The sequence below is a fragment of the Exiguobacterium sp. BRG2 genome (assembly GCF_031844245.1).
Classification (GTDB): domain Bacteria; phylum Bacillota; class Bacilli; order Exiguobacteriales; family Exiguobacteriaceae; genus Exiguobacterium_A.
The window spans coordinates 20,138-45,336 of sequence record NZ_JAUZUW010000005.1; the positions used below are offsets into that span (position 1 = coordinate 20,138).

Below are 25,199 nucleotides of genomic sequence, written 5' to 3' on the forward strand. Positions count from 1 at the left end.
GTATTTTTTTCATGGAATCGCACCTGGCGCTGTCGAGACGAACATCGGACAATCGATGTCGAACCTGAATGAATTCGGGATGGGGCGCGCGATGCTTGGCATGGGTCTCAATCCACGAGCCGGTCAGCCGAATGAAATCGCAAATTTGGCATTGTTTCTCGTGTCTGACGAGGCGAGTTTCATCAACGGGGCAATCGTCGTCCTAGATGGGGGATGGAGTGCATATTAAAATGAACACTTTATTTACTAGATTTTATTTAAAATAGCAGGAACTTGTCGATATAAGGGATAATATGACAATAGGTAAATCATGACTTTAGTTTGAATCCAGGGAGGAATCGGCATGTCGATGCATGAGCAAGTAACACAGGTCACCGACACACAAGTCATCCGGGCAATCGAACAAAATCTAGCCATCATTCGTTTTGACGATCGACGCAAAGTCGCATACGTAAATGAATTGTTTGCCCGGACGATGGGGTACGAAGTGGAAGAGTTAATCGGTAAATACCAGCGTGATCTCTGTTTTCCGGCTTTCGTTAATAGTCCAGATTACGAGTTGTTTTGGCGAAAATTGATGCAAGGCATCACGTATCAGGATAAGATTGAACGCCGGGCTGCTGACGGACAACAGAAGTGGCTCGAAGCGACATATATGCCGATTTACTCGGATGACGGACGCCGGGTCGTCGGGGTCTCGAAAATTGCATCGGACATCACGATTCGCCAGCAGGACGTTTTACGAATGGCGGCCGAACTCAATGAGACATCAGCCTTCTTGACGGTCAAATCGGAAAGTGGTCGACAAGACGGTTTGAACGTTCTTGCGACTATCCAACAAATCGAGTCGGAATCCGTCGAGAACTTATCGAGTCTTGTCGCCTTGCGTGAAGACGCAAACTCGATCACTGACATCGTCAAGACGATCCGTGAAATTGCAGCGCAGACGAATCTACTCGCCTTGAATGCGGCAATTGAGGCAGCACGTGCTGGAGAACATGGACGTGGATTCGATGTCGTCGCGACCGAAGTCCGAAACCTGTCGAATAAAGTCTCGCATTCGATCGGAGAAATCAAGGAGAATATCGAAGGGATCGTTGAGCGGATCAAGGAGGTCTCGCACAGTATCGAACGGATTTCAAGCAAGGTAAAGGACAGTACCGGTCAGCTTGAACATACGGTGAGTGAATTCGATCAGTTGGCTGATTCTGCGAAACAACTGGAGCACCAGGCAAAACAATTCGTCGATGTCTTATGAACGAGTGACACTATTTAAATAGACTTAAGAAGTCAGACCCTAGGTCCGGCTTCTTTTTATGCATTTACAAAAAATATGGCAAACAATTAGCAATGCAATGCTGTTATAGAGGTAGAAAAAGAATACGAAAAGATCGCAAATAAAGAAAATATCATACTATTTATTTCACTTACCAAATTCATTCTTGTACTTTTAAATACAACATAAAGTTTAATCTATACAATTGGTTCATGCTACTAAAACCATAGTGTTTAGAAAAAGAGTTTGATATCCTTAGGGCTTACATACCTTGTATGTTCGAAAATTACTTTGAAGGGATGTGAACCAATGATTTTTGAACCCACTACTACATCATTTGTCTTACATATGAAGGTCCAGCTAGTATGGTGAGTACTCAACCGAACCACAAAACGTTTTGGTTACTTGCCTATCCGCTCATTCTCTCAAGTATTGCGACTCCGTTGCTTGGTGTGACCGATACCGTCGTCATCGGTCAATCCGGTGATCCGCGCGCGATCGGTGGCATTGCTGTTGGTGCCGTTTTCTTCAATACAATCTACTGGTTGTTCGGCTTTTTAAAAGTCAGTACGACAGGATTCAGTGCTCAGGCAAGCGGCGCGAATGACGCCCATGCCTTACGGATTTCGCTCTACCGACCGCTGTTCCTAGCAGCTTGTATCGGTTTGCTCATTTTATTATTCCGCCAGCCGCTCGAGCAGCTCGGACTCTATTTACTTGCACCACCCGTTGACTTGCTGGATGCGGTCAAGACATACATCTCGTACCGGATGATTGGCGCACCGTTCGTCTTGATGGGTTATGCGTTACTTGGCTGGTTAATCGGAACGGGACAAGTCAAACATGCTTTGTTCGTCCAATTATTCAGTATCGGGGTCAACGTCGTACTCGATATTGGATTCGTCTACGGATTGAACACCGGTGTTGCTGGAATTGCGCTTGCGACCGTCATTGCGGAAATCAGCATTGTTGCCTGCAGTCTCTATCTGATTCGGAGTCATTTGTTGATGACGCGCGACGAACTGCGTGCCTTGACGGATTGGCACGCCTACCGGAAATTCTTTCGTGTCAATCGAGATTTATTCATTCGAACGATTTTCCTGTTACTCGTTACCGGCTGGTTTACACGAGCGGGAGGACAATTCGGACCGGATATCCTTGCAGCCAACGCAATCCTACTGCAGATTCAGTATCTGATCTCTTATTGGTTCGGTGGACTCGGTCATGCGTCAACCGTTCTTGTCGGTCGGGCGAGAGGGTATCAAGATCAGGAAGCATACCGGACGAGTGTCCGTTTGGCACGGACGTTCGGATTCTACTCAGTCGTGTTCTGGTCACTTGTGCTCCTATTCCTTGAAACACCGCTGCTTCAGTTATTCACTTCAGAAGAAGCGATCCTAGACGTGGCGCGCGACTATTATCTCTGGATCATCATCCTACCGCTGATTGCCGGGTGGGCGATGATTTACGAAGGAATCTTTGCTGGTCGTGTCGAGGCAACTCCAGTCCGGAACTCGATGATTCAAGCAGGGATCGGTTTTGCGATTGTGCTGCTGTCGACATCAAGTTTTGACAATCAAGGAGTCTGGGCAGCATTTCTGACGTTCTTTTTAATCCGCTCCTTATCGTTGATCCTTGTAGAAGCGAAACAATGAATAACCCGAAGTTCCCTCATGTAGATGAAGGAACTTCGGGTTATTTGTCGTCGATCGCTAAAGGACGGACGAATAGGGCATTCAAGTGATGGACAAGGACATGACGCAATCGTTCTTTCGGGAGACGTTCTGGTCGAAACAGCGCATGAAAGGCTAATCCATCAACGAGTGCTGCGAGACGTTCGCTCTCAAGTTCGATGTCTATATCTGCTCGGAACGTACCGTCCGGAATCCGCGTCAGTAATACCAGACACATGTGGTAAATGTCGTCTGGATTCTCTGTTGATTGAGACGCATATGCAGACATCATGAATTGGAACCAGACCTGCATCTCAAGCTGATGCTCAGGTGCATACGGCAAGACTTCTAGTAAGACGTTGCATAACGTCTCTTCTGGTGTTCCTCCTCTCTCGAAAATGGTTGTAATGCGTTCTTGGACCCTTTCTTGAACGAGTTGCATCGAGAAACGGAGCAATTCTTCTTGGGTCGTGAAGTAATACCGTAAGGCACCAAGGGACAGACCTGCTTCCTTGGCGATCGTCCGGACGCTAGCTTGTTCGATACCGACATTAGAAATCGTGCGCCACGTCGCTTCTGCGATGAGGTGTTTTCGTTCTTCGTGATTGACTTGTTTTGGCATACATTAAGTATATCAGCTTTTTTAGCACGAATGTATTAAAAAGACTAGCCAAGTAATGAAAGTGATGTTATCTTTATAATACAGTCGTATTAAAAAGGAGAGGATCACGATGCAACTCGTCGCTTGGGCAATCGTCTGTTGTGAAATTCTATTTTGGGTAGTCATCATCTCAGGACTGATCATGCGTTATGGATTCAGACGAGAGAAGCTTGGTTTTCGATTGATGGCGATGTCACCCGTGATTGATATCGTCTTACTGGTCTTAACAGTGTTTGACTTAAGTCGCGGTAGCACAGCTACGCTTGCACACGGACTTGCTGCGATTTACATCGGCGTATCGCTCGCATTTGGGAAGCAGATGATTGCTTGGGCGGATGGGGTGTATCGCCGAGTGATCCTCAGGGAACAAGTAGCAAAAGAACGCATATCGCGTGCGCGACGCGAACGCAACGGATTCTATCGGCACATCCTGGCATTCTTGATTGGTGGTGCCTTACTCGGAGCAATGATTCTCTGGCTCGGAAATACCGAACAAACTAAAAGCCTCTTGCGGACGTTACAACTGTGGGGACTCGTTCTTGTGATCGACGGCGTCATCTCGATGAGTTATACCGTTTTTCCAGCTCGCTCTAAATAAAAACGAACCTTGGCTGTCAGCGGTCGACAGTGAAGGTTCGTTCCCGAATCGTATTCGTATGTACTTCTTTCCGGGCGTCGATTGAATCCCGAATGTGGATGATGTAGCGACGCCCTTTTTTATATCCAGTACGCGGTGGTTTGATTCGGATTTCTTTGCCGTCTAGGACTTCAATCTCCGTTTGCATCCGCTCACCATTTGAATCCGTCACGGTAACCGTACGGTTTGAGACTTGTTCCTTGCGTAGTCCTTTTGCGTATTCGATGTCGAAAGTATGATACGAGGAGATGGAGCGGGCACGTGATTTGAAGTGTGGCTCGTCCGTCCGTTCGTCGAGAGTGCAGTAGCAACCCGTGATCAAGAGGCTCGCCGAGAGGAGTATCGAAAATAGATGTTTCACGAAAACGCTCCTTTATGTATTTGGTAATTTTAGTATAAGACAAATTTTGGGTTACGACAATCCTTCTTGAGACCGAGTCGTTGACATCTATTAAAATGGAACAGGTCCATGCTATAATCGACCGAGAGAAAGGAAGCGATACACCATGCCAGTACAACCAGACCAACGTGAAATCATCGTCTCGATTCGGACGAGTTATGACTTTAAAGCCGATACCGGACGCGCAATCCGCGTCATCGAGTTTCACGGACGCCGGACGACACTGTTCGATACGTTCGAAGCGTCGTCACCAAAACGAATGATTTTGATCGAGATGATCCGCGCCGTCCAATCTTTCAAGGAACCCTTCCACATCATCTTCAACGTCGAGTGTAACTTTGGCTTCAAGTATTTGACGGATCAGCGGAAATGGGAAAACCGGGACGTCGGGAATACGTTCCTCGACTTGATTGAACAAGGCGGTCATACGTATGAATTACGGGATTGTTCGTTCTATGAAGGCGGTAAAGCCCTCCAAAAATGGCTTGGCAACACATTAAAGCAAAATAGCTGACAAAAAAGGCTGACTCCATTGTGGAATCAGCCTTTATCCGTTGCATCGATCGTCTCGCTTTCGAGATATCGGTATAACGTACTTTTACTAATACCGGTCTGTTCTCGGATATCAGCGAGCGAATACTCTTTGCTTTGATACATCGCAATCGCGCGGCGGACATTTTCATCGGGTTTCCGCGGTCGACCCGTCTGTTTTCCTTGCTCTTTTGCTTTTGAGAGTCCGGCACGCGTCGACATGCTGATGACATCACTTTGCAACTGGACCAGGTGGCGGGCCGTTTCAAGGAACGACAAAGATGCCCGTTCGCTCGTGCGAATGTGTTCGCGGAGCGACCACAGTGTCGCGCCACGTGTCTCCATTTGTTCGAGCATCTCAATCAAGTGCCGCGTCGAGTCTGCTAGGACGTAGAGATGCGTGACGATGACTTCGTCTCCCGCTTGCAGCGCCTCAAGCATCTGTTCAAGTTCCATTCGGCGTTTGGCCGAATCATGGGTCTCAACGACACGTACCGTCACATCAATCTGATCCGCCTCTGCTTGTTGCGCAGAACAGTCTGGATCATCCGGATAGGGTCTCATATAGAAATATTGCATAAATGGAGCTCCTCTCTGTCGATCACGATCGACGTCAGTTCCTCATCAGTATACCGTATTCTCACCTTCGTGCCGCAGAAAACCAAAAACATGCCTTTCTTCTCATGTTCGGATCGACTAATTTGTGGTAAATTGAGTGGAAGTAAGTTTCTCGGACTCATCCTTATACCATTCATTCTTTTTAAATGAGGTGCTCATCATGAACAAAGAAGATCATCAACTCGCCCGTCAGCTTTTGACGACCTATTTCATCGGCACACAATTGGCGACGGTTCATGTCGCAGGCTACGTCACGCTCGAATTCATCAATTTGTTCGATACGACAGCGCCTGAACTGCGACTTCGGATCGAGACGGACCGTCTATTTTATGGCGATGTCGAGACGACACAGAATTGGGTCGTCCGACATGCGACAAAGGAAGAGATGCTACACTTGATCGTTTCACTGCACGCGGAACGGATCACCGGTGTCCGGATCGGCAAGACGGCACCACATTTATTCTTGACCTTCAGTAACGGACAAACGCTCGTCCTGAATGGATCGGATACATATTACGAATCGTGGGCGATTGATATCGGTCTCGCGCCACACCGAGCCGACGCGACGATCGTTGCCGTACCGGGTGACGAACTAGCCGTCTTCTCCGGGATTGGTGAACAAGTTGAAGACTAAGTGGACACGCATGGAGTGGTGTGATTGGATCATGCCGCTCGTCGCGTCACGTTATCCGGATCATTGTGCCGTCTTACTTGCCGGTAGTCATACGCGAGGACAAGCGACCGTACAATCAGATGTCGATTTAATCATCTTTGAAGCAAGGCGACGGCAGGCATACCGGGAATCGTTTACCTATGACGGTGTCCCGATCGAAGCATTCGTCCATTCCTTTGAGACGATCGCGCATTTTTTCGAGAGTGACCGGGAACGTGGTCGCCCGTCCTTGCAACGCATGATTGCTGACAGCTGGACGATCGAGGATCATCCACATCTTGCCTCTGTCCGCAAGGAAGCCGTTCAACAATTGGCGGATGGACCTGTTGCGTGGTCGAATCCGGAGCAACAACGCGCTCGTTATTTTTTAAGTGACTTGCTCGACGACTTCGAGAGTGTGACGAACCGCGCAGAAGGTCTAGCGATTGCGTCACGTTTATATGAACAGAGCATCGAGTTCGTCCTTCGTGCCAATCAATGCTACATCGGACAAGGAAAATGGTCGATCCGCGCTCTTGCAGAGTTTGACGAAGAGTATGCCAGTCGACACACAATGGCTTTTGAGTTATATTATCAGTCGAATGACCGCCGAGTCGTCATCGCGTTAGTCGACGATTATCTCACACCGTTTGGCGGGCGTTATTTTGACGGCTTTATGCTCGGCAAAAGATAACAAGCATACAAAAAGAGACACGTTTTCGGTCGATGATCCGAAAACGTGTCTCTTTATCGTTCGCTTCTGTTTAACGCCAATGGGACGGACGGAGCAAACGCGGCGGTAACTGTGTCGCCGCGTTGCCGATCGCGGCATTGATTTGTGCTTGTGTCAAAAAGAGCGCGTCTGTCAGATCCGCGTCTTTGACGTTACAGTCTCGCAGATCAGCTCCGAGAAAGTTGACACCGCACAAACGGCTATTCGACAAGTTCGTCGCCAGCAACCACTGGTTCTGAACGCTGGCGCCTGAAAAATCTCGTCCTTGTAGCTGTTTTCCGACCCAGTCGCGTGGTGTCTGGTCGCGTCTTCCGCTATACTGAACTTGAACACGAGAAGCGATCATTTCAAGGAGGGGTCGGACGATTTGACGGATTGACATCAGGTCAAGCCGTGCAAATTGATCCGCCGGTAAGGCAGCGTATCGGGTCAATGCGGCAAGCATCTCATCGAGTTGATTGTGGATGTCACGCGTGACATCACGTTTTCCGTCCGTTACGTACCACATCATCTCAAACAAGTGAACCATCTTCGGGAAGGCAGCATAAATCGCTTGGCGTCGCTTTGGTGCATCATCGCCTTGGAACGTCCGCTGTGACAAATGTTGCCCGGCACCAAAACAATCATAGACGGTACAGCCTTTGTAGCCGCTATCGCGTAACCGGTCATGGATGCGGCAGCTGTAATCCGCGTCAAGATTGCGACACGGTGTCGCTTCCGGTTTATCATGACCGAAATCACTGGATTTCGAAAAAGCGAGTGCCGTACAACATAAACCAAAACAATTTGTACAATCAATTTGGAATGTAGGTTCCATCGTATTCACCTCCACTACTACTATAGCAAGAAAGGAGTCCGGATATGCTGCAATTTCAACTCAATGAAAATGAAGACGGACAAGATTGGATCAGACAACAGGTGCGACGCTATAACGTCGAGACTTCGCCGTATCATGCCATAAAACGGTCAAATGGAACACAAGCCGTCACTCTGCTTGCGAAGCGAAACGATCAACCGATCGGTGGCATCACAGGAGATGCGTATTGGGGCTGGTTACATATTGAATGGTTCTTTGTCGTCAAGGAGGAGCGGGGAAGTGGACTCGGCACGACGTTATTTCATCGATTGGAAACATGGGCACGAGAAGCAGGAATCGACCGAATCCGTGTCGAGACCTTTTCATTTCAAGCGCTCTCGTTTTATGAACGAAAGGGATTCATCGAAGTCGGGCGAATCGATGATTATCCACCGGGTGCTAGCTATCACCTGCTCGTCAAGCAGGTCGACCGATGAAACGCCGACTTCTTTTTATCTTAGTTATTGGATTAGTACTCGGAGCATTGACGGGGATGTACCAGCGTCCAGAGACCCCTTCCTTCACTGCAAAAACGGTCACGAAGTTATATAAACAAATGACGAACACGTCGATCGAATCGCGTGATGTCTACTTCGTCGAACGATTGTCTGAACATTATGCCGTCGCATATCTTGAAGCGAAACATGATCGCTTGTTTCTGCTCCTGCAACAAACCGATGAGGCACAACGAATCGATCGAATCATTCGCACCAAGCAGACGACGGAGGCGGATTGGTTCGAGGGACGGTTACTTGCGACACCGGAAGGTCGGTATCTCGTCGCCTACGGCATGAATGGCTCAAAACAAATGAAAACGATTCGGTTCGAGCCGTATAAGATGACGGCTGATGGGGAAGTACCATTACGTCCGATGCAGCGCTCGTTAACCGTCGCGGGTCAGGAACGTTTCCATACCATCCAACCGTTACCGGATGCCTTCCCACATTCGCTCTACTTCGAAATGATCGCGACGCGTATGGATGGAAAAGAGACGATCCAACGCTTGACGTCATGAAGCGAAAACGCATCTGCGTTTTCTATGACCCGTGACTTTTAGTATACTGAAGACGAAAAAGGGGGAAAAGAACATGTGGATCGTCATGAATCAGCTACACGTCGTGAAGGGCGCAGCAGATCAAGTCGCAGCGCGTTTTAAGACGACGAAAGGAATCGAACAGATGGAGGGGTTCCACCGGATGCAAGTCCTCGTCGACATTAGTCAGGAAGAAGAAGACATCGTCACGATCATGACGACATGGTCGAATCAAGCGGCGTTTCATGCATGGCAGGAGAGTCAAGCGTATAAAGGGGTTCACCATAAACGAGATAACGGAACGTCCGAAGTCAAACCGCTCGTGACGTCGAATACCGTCACGGAATATGCGATCGTCGCCGACCATAGCGCTGCAACCGAATAAATACAAGACCCCTTGGGAGGACGTCTCTCAAGGGGTCTTGTCTAGTAAGTTAAAATAGATTGTCTTTCCGTAATCTGGGTATATTCTAACAAACTAGATGAAACGAGGTGGCATCGTATGGTCTATCGTAAACCTGTCGTCTCTAGCCTATCCGTCCTCGGTGGTATGATCCTGCTCTTCGGTTTCTTGACGAGCGGTGGCTTCATTTATCTCTACTTCTTCGTCTTACTGTTTGCTTGCGTCTCCTTCTTACGTGAACCGCTGACACGTAAAGAGTGGTTGCGAGAGGGGATCGCTTTCATCTGCTGGTGTTCCTTGATTTATTTACTGCAACACCTCGTCTTCATGACATAAGTCATTTTTCATACTGCTCGAATAAAGGGAGGATGATGTCACGACCCGTTGCTGATAAGTGGATTGACACGTCACGCTTTGGATCCTTTAAGTAGATGTCAGTCTTTTTGACGCGTTTATCAAGATAGACTTCGTACTGTTGACCAGTCACGCCTTTTCGGAACGTCAAGTATTTCCACTTCGCCCTCTTGCCCCGCACATCAGCCTGTTCACTCGTCTTGATCGCTTTTTTTAATTTTCCGGATTCATCACTTGTCATCATGATCATGTTTTCCCAATCAATATCTTTTTCCGAAAACTGATTTCCTCGATCATCTTCTTCAAAACGGATATGCGAAAACTGTTTTTGATGGAACAGTGTCTCGTTTTGGTTTTCCGCAACGTCGTCGTCTGTTGTTCGATCCGGTCCTTGGAGTTCAGTCGGTTGTTGCATCGTATGGCGAATCGATAATTCGTAGCGGAATTCGCGTCCGTTTTTCTCCGTTGCGATGACCGTTCCATAATGTTCCGGCGTGCCGTCACCCGGAACGAATCGGACCTTTCCTGGTTGTTTCATTGAATGGATCGGGTGTTCCGCACGGCGTCCACCATACAACTGCGGTATACGAACCGAAACGTCGTATGTCGAATCGTATTGCTGATTGTAGACGAGGTAGAGATTGACATCACGGGTGAACGGTGTCAGAGAATTCGCGTATGCGAAAATCGTCGTCCGTGCATCTTTTTTTGTGACATCCGTTGCCTCGATGACGAGGTAACCTGATCCTGGAAGTTCTAATTTTCGAGCAGAATGGTCTGCGATCTTCTCATCAGGATTGAACCAGTCGTCTTTTTTTAATACAACAGGCTTCATGCTAAAGTTCTTCCGTTGTGGAGTCAGAGTAGTCTTCTTGAAGATGTCTTCTTTCTTTGGTAACGGATAATACCCATCTTTAGACGATGTCTGACAATATAAATACGTCTTTTTCCCAGCTTTCACGTAACGAACGGTTTGACTATCATAATCTTCGAATGGATTCGTCATCATGACGGAATAGATGTTACCGACTGCGTAATTGACGGGTGCATCGCTCGCTTTAGATGCGCATGTTTTTTGGATGACGGTTCGCTCTTTAGCTGACAAAGTGCGAGATTCTTTTTCGTTGAATTGCCCTCCATCATACATTTGTGATAAGTAATCCCATTTAAAATTCGGGGCGTCACTTTGGCAACCGCTTAATGCTAGCGTCGCTCCAAGTGTTAGTCCGATCCAGTAACGTTTATTCATTGATTGAGCACCTCACTAAGTGCTTCACTTGTCGTACCTGACAGCTTCGCACCTTTCTTTGATCCCGGTTTGACAACATAGATTTCAAGCTTTTTAGCTCGTTTGCGTTCGAATAGTTCGAACGTTTGACTTTTTCCTTTGCGGATCAAGGTCAATTTTTTCTGTTTCAGCTTTGTTCCTTGTGGCTCCATCACATCGGTCTCTTTTAATTCTTGAGCCATTTTATTTGCTAGTTTATCCGGAATGGCCGAGATGAATTTAAAATCGTTATCGACGAGCTGCTTTGGTGAGTCGTGAATGTAGCCGACATATGTGGTTGGTGATGCATCAAGAAAGCCATATTTGTAATTCGCAGGTTTTTTGTAGGTCTGATTGAGACGCATATATAGCGATGTTTCTTGAACGATTTTGCCTCCTTCTTTCTTCCAAACAGTCGCAAAAGGAACCGTCTGTCCCATTGAAAGCGTAGCAGGAAGTTGCTTTCGCTCGATTTGATATGATTGCCCCATTACATGGTCTTGAATGACGGATGGAATCCCAATACGATCACCACTGGTCATGAGTTCAATCGATGTGTGCTGCAAACCACTATTCGGAATGACACGAAAAGCTAAATTCAATTCGGAACCGACTCGGGACTCGGTCGTCTCGAAGAGTGTTTGTTCTTTATCCTTATTTTTGTCTTTCATGAAGAGAACGAATTGTCCTTCCGGTGGTAAGGACAATTGATACGATGGGAAAAGGTAACGACCAAGTCCTTTCGTGTCTTTACTTTCTTCATTTTCTTGTTTTTGTTGATCCGTCACTTCTTTTGGGACAGGCTTAAAGCGAACGTCTGTCGATTTAGCTTTAAGCGGTTGGTTCGACCAATCGACGAATGGGTAATCACTGCGCTTGATTTGGTGGACCGCATATTCCGCGTGGCGAATCGGCTGACACGCCAAATAGTCCTTTTTTTCGTCTGACAGGAAACGAACGTGTTGGAACTCGCGCCCTTGGACACTCGGAGGTAGGAAGTATAAATCAAATCCTTCGTGTTGCACATATCGATCTGGCAAGCGCATCTTATCTGGTTTTTGCTGACAAACCTTCAACAAAGCCGCCGTTTGTTTTTTCGGGAGATCCGGTATCTCTTGACCATCAAAGGTAGTCGAGATACCGCCCCAGTAATTGGCATCATATGTAAGATCTAAGTATTGTTCTTTTCCGCACCCGGCAAGGAGAACTGCTCCTGCGAGAATACTGGTATGTATATAGCGTCTCATGAAAAACCTCCTCTATACGATTGTCTGTATTTTACCATATTTTCTATAATAGACAGAATTTTCTATAACGTTTCAACATCAAGATGTTTGACATCCATTAACTCGGGAATAATAGAGGCATGCATGGTCAATCTGTTACTATGGGGGTTTTATGGTGGGTACATTCATTCAAGCAGTTGATGGCACGAAGATTTACGTTGAGGATGTCGGTTCGGGTCAACCGATCGTCTTTTTACACGGCTGGCCGGCAAACAACAACATGTTCGAGTACCAAAAGAACCTGCTCGTCGAAGAAGGGTATCGTTACGTCGGAATCGATTATCGTGGTTATGGCAAATCAGATGCACCAGCAACGGGATACGATTATAAGACGATGGCGTCCGATGTCAATGAAGTCATCGAACAGCTGAAATTAGCGAATGTCACGTTGCTTGGCTTCTCGATGGGAGGAGGAATCGCCTTGTCCTATCTCTTGCACTACGGGGATTCAAAAGTCAGTAAGCTCGTTCTTGCGGGAGCTGCGGCACCGGTCTTTACGCAACGCGACGGTTATCCATACGGGATGACAAAAGAAGAAGTCGATGCGTTGATTGCCGACACGAAACAGGATCGTCCGTCGATGCTCAAAGGATTCGGGAAAATCTTCATTGCGAAGGAGCATCCAGAACCGCTACAACAATGGTTCCATGGTCTTAGCATCGCCGCTTCATCCCACGGAACGATTCAGTCAGCAATCGCATTGCGTGACGAAGACTTACGTGGAAAACTCGAGAACATCAAAGTCGATACGTTGATCATCCACGGTAAAAAAGACCAAGTCTGTCCGTTCGAGTTTGCGGAAGAGATGCAAAAGGAAATCCCACATGCGCGACTCGAAGTCTTCGAAGAGAGTGGACACGGGATGTTACTTGACGAACAAGAGAAGTTCAACGAGACATTACTGACGTACGTTAAAGGAAATCAAACCGTCTAATTTAATAAGCCATGGACACGCGTCCATGGCTTATTTTTGTGTACAGAAAAAGCGTGCGCCGGCGCACGCTTTTAAGAGCGATACTTCCGCATGAACCGTTGATCGATCCAGCGCTTCAGGTACCAACCGAACGGGTGAGTCGAATAATGACGACCATATAGGGAAACCGCATGACGCGGTCCCATCGATAAAATCGTCAAATAGTTCGTTTGCGGACGATAGATTTGCAGTGCTTCTTCCTGGAGGTATCGTAAAAGGTTCGTAAGCAAAATTGGCGCTTGTCGGACAGCCGTGACACCATTCTTCGGAATGTCGGGGTAGGCGACGAGGGTCGCCGCGTCACCCGCAGCAAACAAGCTTGGATGATCGAGCGCTTGTAACTGTTCATTGACGAGTAAAAATCCGTTTTCCGTGAAGAGATTGCTGTCTGCAAACAATGCCGGAGCTTTGGCACCCGTCAAGCGGACGATTGCATCTGACTCGATTGGTGGGTGTTGCTTAAAGCGGAGTGGTAGTTCGTCATCTATAGGACGTTCCCTGATCCAGTACACTCCGAGTTCTTTTAACCGTCTCGTAATGGCTTCCGCTGCCGGATGACGAGAAAGGATATCTCGATCCGTGATCAATGTGATCGGTACACCCGCCGCTTTCAAGGACGCCGCCATCTCGACGGCAGCTGGTCCGCTCCCAATCACGACCGGACGCTTTGCTTGTTGCAGTCGCTTTAATGTATCCGGTAACCGGTAGTTCGGTTTAATCGATAATCGCGTCGTATCTTCCGACCAGTCGAATGAACCGATATTCGTTGAGACGACGTCATAGGTGTAACGTCTGCCGGATGCACCGAAGACGACCTTTTCAACAGGGTCGACTTTGATGACGGTCTCCTTGATGAATGGTTTATCATAGGCACGACATAAGGCGGCGACGTCAATACGCATCTCATCCATGTCGTATGTTCCGTCAGCAAGTCCAGAGTACATGCCCGAGTAATATTGGTACGTCGAGGCGTTCAGGACCAGCCACTCGACGTCTTCTGTTGGTCCGTGTGTAATGCAATGCAGGTGAGCGTGACCTGCACCAATCAAGAGGATACGTTTCATGTCGTTCTCCTTCAATCTGTCTTGCTAGAGTGTACCCGTATACGGGTGGCGGTAATCATAGCCAAAAGACAAGACTAATGAATAGGAGGATGACCACAAGATAAATAATATCCTGACGCTGAACGACCGGTACCTCGTAATACGTTCGCTCTGCTGAAAAGTGACGGGCTTCGAGAGCAATCGCCATCCGTTCTGCCCGCTGGATCGACCGTGAGAAGAGCGGTAAGCCAATTGAAAGAAATCCATCACCAGGAAAGCGACTGTGCACATTGCGAATCATCCGGACTTGCCGCAAAACGCGGACTTCTTCGACCAGTTGCGGCAGAAAGCGAATCCCGGCAAGGAATCCGTAAGCAAAGCGGGGCGATAACTTCGCCTGATGGATCAAGCTCATTACGAAACGGGTCGCATCGGTCGTCGTGACGAAAGCGAGGCTCAAGCAGACGAACGTGGCCATCCGCAAGGCAAGTAACCAGCCGTGCGTGACGCTTTCCGACGTGACATGAAACCAACCGAACGACCAAAGAGTATTCGTTCCTTTGCCGAAAGCCGCCATCATCCAGAACGTCAATAAGAATAATAGACTATACGGCGCAAGTCGCTTCAAGAAATCAAAAGGACCCCATCCGGAGAGGAGTAGCAGTGCGATAGCAAAACTCAGGAATACTAACGTTTTGACCCAGTCATTCGTTGCAATCAAGGCAAACATGATCAAAAACAATCCGCTTCCCTTAATGACGGGATTGAGTTCAGCGAACGGGGACACGTTCGTTTGCATCACGTTTCACCTCCTGGAATTGGTACGAAAGTGGACGTTGTAGCTGACAGCGCTCGAGTAATGGAACGTCAGCGAATAACTCGCTTGGGCGACCGTCAAAAGCAATCCGTCCTTGCTCCATGACGAGGACACGATCCGCATACCGGGCGACGAGCTCCATATCATGCGTCGCCATGACGAGTGTCGTACCGTTCTGTTGTTCCATCTGTAACTGTTCCATTAAGCGTCGTGTCGTCAATCCATCTTGTCCGAAGGTCGGTTCATCGAGCAACAACAAGTCTTTCGTTTGTCCGAGCATCGTTGCGACGCTGAGCCGTCGTTGTTGCCCCGTACTAAGAGCAAGTGGTGACTGCTGTTTGACAGATGTCAGTTCCAGCCGTTCAAGCAACGCCGCGCGCTTAACATTCGTCGCTGCCCGGTGACTCCAGTCGATTTCCGCTTCGACCGTCAGCTTAAGAAACTGCAGATCCGGTTGTTGAAAGACATAGCCAACGTGCTCATAAAAGCGACGCCGGGAGTAACGATGAACCGGACGCCCCTGGAGCTGATACGTTCCACGATTGGGAAGCAACCGCCCGAGTGTCGCAAGCAATGTACTTTTCCCGGATCCATTTGCCCCGAGCAGCATCACCCATTCTCCTGTCTGCATGGAAAATGTCGCATCGGTCAACGGATATGGCGCTTTCGTCGATAATGCAGCGACGTGTAACAAAGAGCGCCCAGCTGTAGCGACAGCGGAAGGCACCTGAAGTCGCGCCGCTTGCGGTCCATCTATGGGTAACGTCTCTAAGGTATACGGATACAAAGAGGGAACGGAAATACCTTTCGTTTGAAGCTCTTTGTAATCCTGCGGGAACAGATCCCGTGGATCCGCCGTCGCAGTAATCGATCCGTCCTCAAGTAAGACGATTTGGTCGACGTACGGCAAACAGACATCAAGTTGGTGTTCAATCAAGACGATCGTTAAATCGTGTTCTTTTTGAATCCGAAAAATCAACGCCATCAGCTCATGTTGTCCGATTGGATCAATCTGAGCCGTTGGTTCATCGAGTAATAAGATCGTCGGCTCAAGTGCTAGGACCGCTGCGAGCGCGAGACGCTGTTTCATTCCTCCGGATAGACTCGCGATCGGTGTCGAGAAGGGGAGAGGGAGACCGACGAGTGCGAGTAAGCGTTCAATTCGTTCATCCATCTCCACGCGTGGAATCGAGCGATTTTCTAAACTAAAAGCGATTTCCCGTCCGATCGTCTCCATACAAAACTGTTCTTCTGGATTTTGGAACAGCACTCCGACCGAACCAGAGCGGGTAACAGTTCCAGTCTGTTCGACTTCAATCGTTTCCGGTGTCAGTCCGGCAAGGGCATGAAGTAATGTCGTCTTGCCACTCCCACTGCGACCAAGCAAAAGGGTCGTCCCGTGCTCGATCGTCAGCGATACATGATTGAGCACCGATTTCATCTGACCCGGATAGCGGATGCTAAGGTCGTCGACAGTAATCATGCGACGTCCCGTTTCGCTCGTCCTGCCGCAAACCCGTTCAAGACACCGGTCGCAACAAGGCGACGGACGAGAATTGCTGCAAGCAAGCCACCGAGTAATGCGCCGCTGATCAATTGTAAGCCAGTTGTCGCAAGCAACGTCGTCGTTGTGTAGTAACCGAATCCGTTCGCGATTAGACTATAAACGATGCTACCAATCGCGGCTCCGACACCCGATAACATCAAGGTCCATGTGTCATAACGACGGTAACGCGTCATCGCGAAGACGAGTTCCGCACCAAGTCCTTGGCAGACTCCGATCAGAAGAGCGGATAAACCAAAATGACTTCCCGTGAACAGTTCGACGGCTGCCGCGACGACTTCCGCAATTAAAGCGGCACCTGGCTTTTGAATGATTGCTGCGACGAGCGGACTCGCAATGATCCAGATACCAAACATCCAGTTGGCACCGACAGGTCCGAAGACCGCTGAGATCGGTAACCAGAGTGTTGACCAACCGAGATAGATGACGCCGCAAGCGACGGCGAGCATCATCATGACCATGATTTCTTTCATTTTCCAGTGTTGCATCAGATACGTCCTCCTTTGAATGGGGGAGACGCCAAAAAAGACCGCCCTCCGTAAAAAAGAGAGCGGTCCTCAGAAAAACTGCGCGCAGCAGGAGTCATTGGATGTGATCGCTCCACTTTCCTACGCTAGTATGAACTAGATCAGGTTCGAAGGGTCCGAAGTGAATCGTCTCAGCCAATTGGGCTCCCCTAGTGGATATGGTAATAGGTGATACGCTGTTCACTTTAGGCAATCCAGCGTCTGTTGTCAAGACATAAAAAAACGATACGCCGCAAAGGGCGTATCGTTAAACGACTTATTTGTTGTCTTCGTTCTCTTCCGCTGTTTCTTCTAAAGACGCTTCGTTGTCCTCGCCAGCTTCTGCTTGTCCCTCTGCTTCCTCGATTTCTTCAAGATCCTGCTCGAGTGTCGATTCGACGACAGCTGCGACTTGAATATCGCCTTCTGTAACGATGCGGAAATCTTTTTGCTCTGGAAGATCAGCTATAGAAATCGAATCGCCGATTTCGAGGTTCGTGACGTCGACTTCGACGTTCTCTGGTAATTTATCTGGTGTAGCGGCGACTGTTACTTTAAAGAGTGTTTGTGATAGGAAGCCGCCAACTTTTGCACCGGCTGCTTCACCAACGAGTACAACGTCTGCTTCGACTTCTGTTTCTTCATCCATTTTCACAGCGATGAATTCAACGTGATCGACGGTTGGTGTGAAGACATCCATATCACGGCGATTGATCAAGACGTTAATATTTTTACCGTCGAGTTTGAGTGAAATCAAGACGTTTTCACCGTTTTCTCGGACGATTTTAAGCAATTCTTTTTCTTCAAATGCGATTGGTGTACTTTCCACTTTGTAACCATACACGACGCCAAGAGCTTTTCCTTCATGACGCAATTGTTTACGGAGTGAGCGTGGACGTACCTCGCGTTTTTCGGCTGTTAAATTAACTGACATGTTCATTTCCCCCTTGAATTTGGTATAGCCCTCAAAAGGTAATGAATGTAGGAGCAGGACGAATCCTGAACAATATGAATCATGCTAAGACAATCGGTTTCAGACTCTAATGAATCTGACGCTTTCGTGACTTTGCATTTCTCTCCCAGGTCATTACGCTGATATTGAGAAACATGTGTGAGTAAGTCACCGGTTTGATGCGGTGCTAGTGATTTTATACCCCTATGTTTTAAATCCATAAACCTCTTTTTTTATCTTTTTGAAGTCGAAAGACCTCCAAACTGCTTGAAATCAGGGGTTGAGAGGTCTTTCATTTTTTTCATTCTTTATGGTGATTCGTTGATTTTCACGAACTAAAACATGAACGAGACGTTCAATTTGTCGCATCGTCGTCTGTCCCATCGTCGAAATTTGAAGCCACTGATTGTAAACGAGATAGTCGCTTTCGTACTGGACGTGATACCCCTGAATGCGCAGAGCGTCGCCTAAATCAGTTGCGGACGGATGAACGATCGTCAGTATTCCCGGCGCTTGTGCTTCTTGTTGTGCGAGGAGTTGGAATCCAGTTGCGCGGACGGCTTGTTCGAGATAGGTCATCTTGATTGCTGCTTGATTAAGATCGAGGGCATCAAGCGCTGCCTGACAGGCAAGCAACAGGTTCGACGAGCCGGAAAAGGCAACCCCTTCCGCGTAGAGCCCTAAATCCAGATAACGGGGAATACAGAGAGAAGGTAGGACGCGATCTGCGTGACCAATGAACGCAAGACCCGGTAAACCACCAATCGCTTTCCCGGAAACAGTCGTGACGAAAGTGCAGCCAGCGTATGAGAAATGTCCGGTTCCAACAGCGCTGATCGCATCGACGACGAGTGCGGTTCGTTGATCTAACAGCACTTTTACTGCATCAAGATCGTAGAGAACACCTGTTGACGTCTCACAATGCGTCAACCAGATCCAGTTGTATGCCGTTTGCCTCAATTGATGAGCGAGTAGCCCCAAGTCGATCGGGTGACCGGGGGGAAGCGTATGGACATCAAAAGACTTGCCGGCACGTGCCGCATGGTCAATCAAGCGTTGACCGAACTCGCCACCGTTTAGGATCAATCCATGCCCAGTGAGTTGTTGCGCGACAATATCATTGGCAAGCGTACCGCTGCCGACGGCCATCGAGACATGTGGCAAATCCAGCAACTGACACATTCGGCCACGTAAATCTTGATCGAGCTGACGCATCGAGGCCGTCCGGTGTGGACGCGGTGCTTGTTGCGCCGCTTGACGGACCGTCGGCGCAACCTCGACCGGACCGGCTAGAAAATGCAGGGGACGTAAGACATCCGCGATGACGGATCGTTCGTATGTTGCGCGCGACAACAACATCGGTACAAACTGGGCGTCACCACTACCAAGCGTCGCTGCAATCGGTGTGAAGCCGAACCGCGCGTATAGTTTTGCTTCTCGCGTCGTACCACTGATATAGACATGATCAATCGTCTCCCGCTCGAGGTAGACCATTAGAAAGCGCATCAATTGCATGAACGTACGACTATTGCGGTATTCGGGACGAACGCTAAGTAAGCGGATTTCTGCTGGATCCGTCAGTGTCTCGTCTAGCGTCACGCCCTTTTCCTCAAGCGAAAAGGGACGATGCTTTCGAATGGCGATCATCGCGACGAGTCGATCGTCTTCCTTGCCAATCAGATAAGTATTTTGATCATGAAACCGGTCAATCCGTTTGCGTTCGGTGTTCGGTTGATGTTGTGGAATCTCTTCTGTGAAGGTGAGGTAGTTCAATTCATGGATTGCTTCCGCGTCGTCCGCAGTTGCAATGGAAAAGTCGATCATGGAGACGTCCTCCTTATGTAATGGCTGGCTTGTGGAGTGCATCATGAGCCCACAGGACAAGTAGACTTACGGCAACGGTACACAAGATATTGACTGACCCTGCGTCTAAGAAGACGGGTAGTAACGGAAGTAAAACGACCGGAATAAGCCCCGCTTTGACACTATCTTTCGTTACGAGATAAGACAAACCGAGTATGCCTAATCCGGCAAGATATGCCCACGGCGTGATAGCGAAGACGATTCCGGAAAATACAGCGTACCCTTTACCGCCGCATCGTGGGTGAAACAACGGAAACAAGTGACCGATGAGCACGGTGAGGGCGACCGGATAAAACATGTCTGTGATCTGTAGTGCAAGGACCGTCTTCGCGGCATCAAACAGATAAACGAATACAAAAGCCGGAAGCCCACCGGCACGATGGGCATTGCGGGCACCGATGTTTCCGGAACCAACCTGAGCCAAATCGGTACGACTGATGTACTTAAAGAGCGTACCACCTAAAATACTACCGATGAGATAACCAAGCAGGAGATCAAGGATCACCGTTGTTCCTCCTTTGTTTCTACGAGATGTACGAGTTCTTTGACGGTCAAGGCGTCACTGTCTGGAGCTGTCAGGACGGCATCGACCATTTTGGCTTTTCGATCTTGCAATTCGGTCATCTTCTCTTCGATCGTTCCGCGTGTCAGCAATTTAATGACGGTCACGTCGGATTGTTGTCCAAGCCGATGGGCGCGATCGGCTGCCTGTTGTTCAACAGCCGGATTCCACCAGCTGTCAAACAGGATGACGGTATCAGCAGTTGCGAGATTCAGTCCCGTTCCGCCGGCTTTAAGCGAAATCAAGAAGAGATCGACTTCACCGTCATTGAACCGGTCGCATAACGCGACCCGCTCTTCGAGCGGTGTCTCACCCGTCAATAGGAAGTGGGGGAGGTGACGTTGCGCGAGATCCGAGCGAATGCGCTCGAGCATTTGCGTATACTGCGAGAAGATCAAGATCCGTTTTCCGGCTGCCCGTTTTTCTGCAATCAGTGAGAGCAGACGCGTTCGTTTCGTTGCTTCCCCTGTGTACCCTTCGACGAATAATCCCGGATCGTTGCAAATTTGCCGCAACCGCGTTAAGCCCGCCAGTAACTTCAAACGATCTTCACGTTTCGTTTCGTCTAAATGCTGCAACGTCTCGAGTTGCGATTTGGCGAGATACGACGCATATAACCGTTTTTGATTCGGTCCAAGCTCGACATAATGATGCTCGATCTGCTTCTTTGGTAAGTCCTGTAAGACATCTTTTTTCTCACGCCGTAATAAAAATGGTTGAATGAATTGTTGCATGTCATCAAACGACCATTTCTCAAACGTCGCTAAATCCGGCAGTAATTCCGGAAACAAGACATGGAAAATCGACCAGATGTCGCGCGGTCGATTCTCAAGTGGAGTTCCCGTCAAGGCGAACCGGCGTTTTGCTTGCAGATGTCGTAGTTGACTGACCGTTTGTGACTGCGGATTCTTCAAGTGCTGTGCTTCATCAAAGAAGACGACGTCATATACGGGGTGGCGACGGACGTCGGTCCGAAGCGTCGTGTAGGAGACGATCGTCACTGTGTTTTCAGCCAAGTACTTCAGTTCGGAAAGTCGGCTAGTTTGAGATCCCGTCACGACATGAACCGGTCGACCGGGTAAAAAGCGCTTCAGTTCCGCCTCCCAGTTGCGGAGCAGTGATGCCGGTGCAACGATCAGTGCACGACTATCCGAAATCGTTGCTATATAACCAATCGCTTGAATTGTCTTTCCAAGCCCCATCTCATCGGCCAAGATGCCGTGACAACCTTGCGCGTCCAAATTCTTCAGAAATTGAATGCCCGTCCGTTGATACGGATAGAGTCGTGACTCTAACGAATTCGGCAAGTTGAGCCGGAATCCTTGTCCGGATTTCAATTCGATCCATTTCTCGAGCAAATCGGCATGGAGATGCAGGATGGAGGCACCGATCAGATGCTTCATGTTCCGGACGGCAGGTAAGACGAGTCGCCCGTCGCGTAAGTCGCGTTCACTCGCTTCCATCTGGGCGAGAACCCGTTGCAACTGCTGAAAGGCCCGTGCCTCTAAAGATACGAACTGTCCGGATTTCAAGCGGTGATAGCGTTTTTGTAAGACGAGCGACTTCAGGACACGTTTCAGCTCGTCTTCCGGAATTCCGTCCATCGAAAAGTTGAACACAAGCCAGTCGAGGCGGTCTGTCACGTCGACTTCGATCCGCGGATGAAATGGTCCTTTTGGTAACGTCGTTCGGATGGCTTGCGTTGCAAATAACTCTAGTTGACCAAGCGCAACCCGTTCGTCAAGCAGACTCCGCAAAAAAGCATACTGCGCGGCGTCACTGGTGATGACATAGTGCGAATTCGATGGTGTTGCTTGGAATTCACGTAAATAGCGTAAGACACTTTGCTCCGTTACTTGATCCCGTCCAGCATAAATCGTCTCATCGAGCGGATTCAGTTGAATCCCTTGATAATCAAACGACACGCGGACTTCGACTTCTTGAGCCGTTCGGTCGAGATGGAGCTTAACGATCGGGGTACCGGAAACGATCCGTTCCTGTAAATCAGGACTGAACGAAACATCCGCAACCCGCTGTAAATACTCCGTCTGTCTAAGCAAACGATCGAAGTAGGGCAAGGACAGTTGATGCTGCTGTTTATCCGTCAATCGGTTGAGCGTCACGACGGGTCCGGTCAGTTCGAAATGGATCGCCACCCGACGATCAGGTGTGAGACTGCGTAAATAGTTGCGCGCGCCTGCGTCGTCGACTTGAATCGCCGAGAACGGACGAATCTGTGGTGAGAGCGGTGTTGGTGTGCCGTGTGCCTGTACATGATGCATCGCCAGCAAAACAGCGACGATATGTCCACAAAATGACGTATCCATCGCAAGCGACGGACAATTACAGCCAGCGTCGACGCCGTGCGCCTTGACGCGGACCGTCACCGTGAATCGTTCCTCGCCGTCGACGCTCGCTTCAATTAGCTCGTCACCCATCCGGTAATTGTGTAACGTGACCTTTCGGGCAGCGACATACTTCTTTCCCCGTCGAAAGGCATAGGCATCAGACATCTGTTTGATTTTGCGTTCACTGAGCCCGTAATTCATGAGATCCCTCCTTTAGTTAACATAATATTATTATCGTTCACCATCAAATAAATCGACGGCGCGTTTTTTCTCCGAATCACCGATATGGGCATAGACCTGCGTCGTTGCGACGGATTCGTGACCGAGTAACTGCTGGATCGTCAGGACGTCGACCCCGCCGGTCGCAAGTCGTGTCGCAAACGTATGCCGCAGTTTATGTGGCGTAATTTTTTTGCGCTCTAAAAAGGGGAGGACTGGCTTCAGCCGTTCCGTGTGCCGCTGCAAAATATGCTGGACTGCCCGTGGGCTGAGTGGTTTCCCGTGTTTTTGGAAGACAGGTACGGCGCCGCTCGTTGGCATCTGATAATGGATCGCGTATTTGCGTAAGGCAATTCGTGCTGGTTTCGCAAGTGGAATCAATCGTTCTTTATTGCCTTTCCCGATGACGCGGAGCGTGTTTTCGTGGAAATCGACATCGTTCCAGACGAGTTGCGTCATCTCACTTAAACGCATCCCGCTATAGCCAAGTAATTGGAATAACGTCACGTCGCGAACACGATCCCGTTCATAATGCGACGCTTCACGGGCATTCATCTCAACGTTTGACGGTAATAACTGAATCAATTCGTCCCATTCGCGTTTTGTCAGATAAACCGGTTCCCGTTTCGCTTGTTTCGGTCGATTGACTTTGGCGACCGGGTTTTCCGACAACTGACCGGTATCGACCAAATAACGAAACAGTGACTGTAACGCTGATAACTTCCGGTTGATGACGCTCGGTGCATTTTGTTTCGTTAAGGCAAGGTATTCGGCGTAGGCTTCGATTCCTGCTGCATCGATCTCGACGAATGCTTCAAGCGGAATATCTCGCGCTGTTACCTCTTCACCTGACGCCGCAGCGACGAATTGAAAGAACGCCTCATAATCGTAGACGTAGCGGCGCATCGTTGCTAATGAGAAATGTTTGGCTGTTAACTGATCTAAATAGGACTGAATGAAGCGTGGCATCCGCTCATAACCGGGAATCGCTGGTGCTGTAGCCGAAACGGTCGTTTTATGTATCGTTTTTCCTAGGTTTTTAAATAAACTCATCCGACAATCACCCCTCTAGTAGTAGTATACCAAACGTTGGTACGTCAGACACTTGTTTGCGTGAAATAGTTATTTCACGCAACATTAAATTGTCAGACAGGGAGCGCTCAGTTGCATCGACAAGGTGATAGACGGGTCGTTGGTCAACTCGATGCACGTGAGAATTTAACTTATTTTTAGAGGTTTAAGGGTTGTAGAGTCTATTTAATAACAATAATAGTATTATGTCACCTAAATCACTAAAAAAGAATGAATAGTCAATTTCGCTCTCAGTTGCATCGAGAAGACGTCTGATGGGTCATTGGTCGACTCATTTGATTTCAAGACGATTTCTGAAAAACGACGAAAACGTGCTCGATTTCGCATACTTCATCTTGGTTCGGGTATAGAGTGTTAGGTAAGAGTTATTTTCATAAGGGGGAGTTCTAAATGATTACCGATCAAGAAGCACGTCAGTATTTGAAGGATGCAAAACGCATTGCCGTCGTCGGTGTCTCAAGTGATTCTGGGAAGACGGCGAACTGGATTGCTGACTACTTGGTTCAAAACGGGTACGAAGTCATTCCGGTCAATCCAACGTTAAACGAGTGGAACGGTCAAAAAGTCTATCCAAGTGTTGCAAGCATTCCAGGACACATCGATATCGTTGACGTTTTCCGTCGGTCTGAGTTTTTGGCGGATGTCGCGAAAGATGCTGTCGCTCACGGTGACGTCGGGATGATTTGGAATCAACTGGGTCTCTCAAGTGTCGAAGCAGAGAGCCTGGCGCTCGGCGCTGGCATTCCATATATTGAGAATCGTTGCATCAAAATCGAGCATCAATACCTGTGAATCATCGCACGACTTTAGGCATCTTCACCCGTTCGTGAAGGTGTCTTTTTTCATGCCCATCACAGGTTATGCTTGTCAGGAAGCAAGA

27 protein-coding genes, 1 pseudogene and 1 riboswitch are annotated in these 25,199 nt (G+C 48.6%); of the genes and pseudogenes, 13 read left to right on the top strand and 15 right to left on the bottom strand.

Features of this window, described 5'->3' with window-relative positions; genetic code table 11:
• Positions 1–10 precede the first annotated feature (10 nt).
• The 3 genes and pseudogenes from Q9R23_RS08160 to Q9R23_RS08170 all read left to right on the top strand — a co-directional run.
• Positions 11–229: pseudogene (locus Q9R23_RS08160) on the top strand (SDR family oxidoreductase); the annotation flags it as partial.
• 114 nt (positions 230–343) lie between these two features.
• Positions 344–1,258, top strand: a complete 915-nt coding sequence (locus Q9R23_RS08165; RefSeq protein ID WP_311246814.1) for a methyl-accepting chemotaxis protein — start codon at positions 344–346, stop codon at positions 1,256–1,258.
• Positions 1,259–1,641: 383 nt separating this feature from the next.
• On the top strand, positions 1,642–2,931 hold the full coding sequence (locus Q9R23_RS08170; protein ID WP_214853922.1) for an MATE family efflux transporter: 1,290 nt from the start codon (positions 1,642–1,644) through the stop codon (positions 2,929–2,931).
• 40 nt (positions 2,932–2,971) lie between these two features.
• On the opposite strand, the gene Q9R23_RS08175 is transcribed toward Q9R23_RS08170, so the two are convergent.
• Positions 2,972–3,571: a TetR/AcrR family transcriptional regulator gene (locus Q9R23_RS08175; RefSeq protein WP_214853918.1), complete on the bottom strand. Its 600-nt coding sequence runs from the start codon at positions 3,569–3,571 to the stop codon at positions 2,972–2,974.
• Positions 3,572–3,680: 109 nt separating this feature from the next.
• On the opposite strand from Q9R23_RS08175, the gene Q9R23_RS08180 reads away from it, so the two are divergent.
• Entirely contained in the window at positions 3,681–4,208 is a 528-nt protein-coding gene (locus Q9R23_RS08180) for a hypothetical protein (protein ID WP_311246815.1), read from the top strand.
• 16 nt (positions 4,209–4,224) lie between these two features.
• Here the strand turns inward: Q9R23_RS08180 and Q9R23_RS08185 are convergent, their stop codons facing one another.
• Positions 4,225–4,608 (bottom strand): hypothetical protein, encoded by a 384-nt coding sequence (locus Q9R23_RS08185; protein WP_214853912.1) that lies wholly within the window; start codon positions 4,606–4,608, stop codon positions 4,225–4,227.
• A gap of 145 nt (positions 4,609–4,753) precedes the next feature.
• Here Q9R23_RS08185 and Q9R23_RS08190 point away from each other — a divergent pair, with 145 nt between their 5' ends.
• A complete protein-coding gene (locus Q9R23_RS08190) occupies positions 4,754–5,161 on the top strand; it encodes a hypothetical protein (protein ID WP_035407875.1) in 408 nt (135 codons plus the stop codon).
• A gap of 26 nt (positions 5,162–5,187) precedes the next feature.
• Here Q9R23_RS08190 and Q9R23_RS08195 read toward each other — a convergent pair whose 3' ends face one another.
• Entirely contained in the window at positions 5,188–5,757 is a 570-nt protein-coding gene (locus Q9R23_RS08195; protein WP_311246816.1) for a recombinase family protein, read from the bottom strand.
• Between the two features lie 199 nt (positions 5,758–5,956).
• On the opposite strand from Q9R23_RS08195, the gene Q9R23_RS08200 reads away from it, so the two are divergent.
• Together Q9R23_RS08200 and Q9R23_RS08205 are read left to right on the top strand one after the other, a co-directional pair.
• Positions 5,957–6,430 (top strand): hypothetical protein, encoded by a 474-nt coding sequence (locus tag Q9R23_RS08200; RefSeq protein WP_035407879.1) that lies wholly within the window; start codon positions 5,957–5,959, stop codon positions 6,428–6,430.
• Between the two features lie 10 nt (positions 6,431–6,440).
• Complete coding sequence (locus Q9R23_RS08205) at positions 6,441–7,142, top strand: nucleotidyltransferase domain-containing protein (protein WP_311246817.1); 702 nt, start codon at positions 6,441–6,443, stop codon at positions 7,140–7,142.
• Between the two features lie 70 nt (positions 7,143–7,212).
• Here Q9R23_RS08205 and Q9R23_RS08210 read toward each other — a convergent pair whose 3' ends face one another.
• Positions 7,213–7,998, bottom strand: a complete 786-nt coding sequence (locus tag Q9R23_RS08210) for a pentapeptide repeat-containing protein (RefSeq protein ID WP_311246818.1) — start codon at positions 7,996–7,998, stop codon at positions 7,213–7,215.
• Between the two features lie 44 nt (positions 7,999–8,042).
• Between Q9R23_RS08210 and Q9R23_RS08215 the strand changes: the two genes are divergently transcribed.
• The 4 genes from Q9R23_RS08215 to Q9R23_RS08230 all read left to right on the top strand — a co-directional run bounded on the left by Q9R23_RS08215 (position 8,043) and on the right by Q9R23_RS08230 (position 9,809).
• Positions 8,043–8,474 (top strand): GNAT family N-acetyltransferase, encoded by a 432-nt coding sequence (locus Q9R23_RS08215; protein WP_311246819.1) that lies wholly within the window; start codon positions 8,043–8,045, stop codon positions 8,472–8,474.
• Complete coding sequence (locus Q9R23_RS08220; protein WP_311246820.1) at positions 8,471–9,052, top strand: hypothetical protein; 582 nt, start codon at positions 8,471–8,473, stop codon at positions 9,050–9,052. The genes Q9R23_RS08215 and Q9R23_RS08220 overlap by 4 nt, the downstream gene beginning before the upstream one ends.
• 73 nt (positions 9,053–9,125) lie before the next feature.
• On the top strand, positions 9,126–9,455 hold the full coding sequence (locus Q9R23_RS08225; RefSeq protein WP_308101560.1) for an antibiotic biosynthesis monooxygenase: 330 nt from the start codon (positions 9,126–9,128) through the stop codon (positions 9,453–9,455).
• A gap of 117 nt (positions 9,456–9,572) precedes the next feature.
• Positions 9,573–9,809: a hypothetical protein gene (locus Q9R23_RS08230; RefSeq protein ID WP_214853868.1), complete on the top strand. Its 237-nt coding sequence runs from the start codon at positions 9,573–9,575 to the stop codon at positions 9,807–9,809.
• Between the two features lies 1 nt (position 9,810).
• Here the strand turns inward: Q9R23_RS08230 and Q9R23_RS08235 are convergent, their stop codons facing one another.
• Positions 9,811–11,076, bottom strand: a complete 1,266-nt coding sequence (locus Q9R23_RS08235) for a hypothetical protein (RefSeq protein WP_311246821.1) — start codon at positions 11,074–11,076, stop codon at positions 9,811–9,813.
• A complete protein-coding gene (locus tag Q9R23_RS08240) occupies positions 11,073–12,341 on the bottom strand; it encodes a hypothetical protein (RefSeq protein ID WP_311246822.1) in 1,269 nt (422 codons plus the stop codon). The genes Q9R23_RS08235 and Q9R23_RS08240 overlap by 4 nt, the downstream gene beginning before the upstream one ends.
• Positions 12,342–12,495: 154 nt before the next feature.
• On the opposite strand from Q9R23_RS08240, the gene Q9R23_RS08245 reads away from it, so the two are divergent.
• Positions 12,496–13,314 (top strand): alpha/beta fold hydrolase, encoded by an 819-nt coding sequence (locus Q9R23_RS08245; protein WP_311246823.1) that lies wholly within the window; start codon positions 12,496–12,498, stop codon positions 13,312–13,314.
• 71 nt (positions 13,315–13,385) lie between these two features.
• Here the strand turns inward: Q9R23_RS08245 and Q9R23_RS08250 are convergent, their stop codons facing one another.
• From Q9R23_RS08250 to Q9R23_RS08290, 9 genes are all read right to left on the bottom strand, one after another.
• The gene (locus Q9R23_RS08250) at positions 13,386–14,417 is read right to left on the bottom strand and encodes an NAD(P)/FAD-dependent oxidoreductase (RefSeq protein ID WP_214853847.1); all 1,032 of its coding nucleotides are present in this window, start codon (positions 14,415–14,417) and stop codon (positions 13,386–13,388) included.
• A 55-nt stretch (positions 14,418–14,472) separates the two neighbouring features.
• Positions 14,473–15,195: an energy-coupling factor transporter transmembrane component T family protein gene (locus Q9R23_RS08255; RefSeq protein WP_214853844.1), complete on the bottom strand. Its 723-nt coding sequence runs from the start codon at positions 15,193–15,195 to the stop codon at positions 14,473–14,475.
• Positions 15,167–16,696 carry an ABC transporter ATP-binding protein gene (locus Q9R23_RS08260; protein WP_311246824.1) on the bottom strand — a complete coding sequence of 510 codons (1,530 nt, stop codon included), beginning with the start codon at positions 16,694–16,696 and terminating at the stop codon, positions 15,167–15,169. Before Q9R23_RS08260 ends, Q9R23_RS08255 begins: the two co-directional genes overlap by 29 nt.
• The gene (locus Q9R23_RS08265; protein WP_311246825.1) at positions 16,693–17,265 is read right to left on the bottom strand and encodes an ECF transporter S component; all 573 of its coding nucleotides are present in this window, start codon (positions 17,263–17,265) and stop codon (positions 16,693–16,695) included. The genes Q9R23_RS08260 and Q9R23_RS08265 overlap by 4 nt, the downstream gene beginning before the upstream one ends.
• Before the next feature lie 100 nt (positions 17,266–17,365).
• A riboswitch (TPP riboswitch) is annotated at positions 17,366–17,465 on the bottom strand.
• Between the two features lie 95 nt (positions 17,466–17,560).
• Positions 17,561–18,217, bottom strand: a complete 657-nt coding sequence (locus Q9R23_RS08270) for a 50S ribosomal protein L25/general stress protein Ctc (protein WP_290758496.1) — start codon at positions 18,215–18,217, stop codon at positions 17,561–17,563.
• 291 nt (positions 18,218–18,508) lie between these two features.
• Entirely contained in the window at positions 18,509–20,059 is a 1,551-nt protein-coding gene (locus Q9R23_RS08275) for a GNAT family N-acetyltransferase (protein WP_311246826.1), read from the bottom strand.
• A gap of 13 nt (positions 20,060–20,072) precedes the next feature.
• A complete protein-coding gene (locus Q9R23_RS08280) occupies positions 20,073–20,603 on the bottom strand; it encodes a glycerol-3-phosphate acyltransferase (protein ID WP_311246827.1) in 531 nt (176 codons plus the stop codon).
• A complete protein-coding gene (locus Q9R23_RS08285; RefSeq protein WP_311246828.1) occupies positions 20,600–23,209 on the bottom strand; it encodes a DEAD/DEAH box helicase in 2,610 nt (869 codons plus the stop codon). Before Q9R23_RS08285 ends, Q9R23_RS08280 begins: the two co-directional genes overlap by 4 nt.
• 30 nt (positions 23,210–23,239) lie before the next feature.
• Positions 23,240–24,280 carry a tyrosine-type recombinase/integrase gene (locus tag Q9R23_RS08290; RefSeq protein WP_290758487.1) on the bottom strand — a complete coding sequence of 347 codons (1,041 nt, stop codon included), beginning with the start codon at positions 24,278–24,280 and terminating at the stop codon, positions 23,240–23,242.
• Between the two features lie 429 nt (positions 24,281–24,709).
• Between Q9R23_RS08290 and Q9R23_RS08295 the strand changes: the two genes are divergently transcribed.
• Positions 24,710–25,111 (top strand): CoA-binding protein, encoded by a 402-nt coding sequence (locus tag Q9R23_RS08295; protein ID WP_311246829.1) that lies wholly within the window; start codon positions 24,710–24,712, stop codon positions 25,109–25,111.
• Positions 25,112–25,199: the final 88 nt, after the last annotated feature.